This window comes from Bacillus sp. SRB_331, from assembly GCF_003264175.1.
In the GTDB taxonomy this organism is placed as follows: domain Bacteria; phylum Bacillota; class Bacilli; order Bacillales; family Bacillaceae_G; genus Bacillus_A; species Bacillus_A mycoides.
On sequence record NZ_NADV01000156.1, the window covers coordinates 1 to 308 of the forward strand.

Consider the following 308-nt stretch of genomic DNA (forward strand, 5'->3'; position numbering starts at 1 on the left):
TTGATGAAGAGACATTATACGAGAAGCAACTTACGAGGGCCATCATACACGTGCAGTTCAATTAGGATTACGGTATGGTATGGTACTGTTTATTATTTCAGAAGTTTTCTTTTTTGTTGCATTTTTTTGAGCGTTCTTTCATTCCAGCTTAGCACCAACGATCGATATTGGGACAATTTGGCCTCCTCAAGGTATTGAGGTGTTAAGTCCGTGGCAAATCCCGTTATTAAATACTTTAATACTATTATTATCTGGATGCAGTGTAACTTGAAGCCATCATGCTATTTTACATGGATGCAGAAAAGAAG

The 308-nt window shown here is 37.3% G+C and carries 1 pseudogene; it reads left to right on the forward strand.

The features are described from left to right. The first annotated feature begins 16 nt into the window (after positions 1-16). Positions 17-271 (forward strand): annotated as a pseudogene (locus B5P42_RS33340) (cytochrome c oxidase subunit 3). Positions 272-308: the final 37 nt, after the last annotated feature.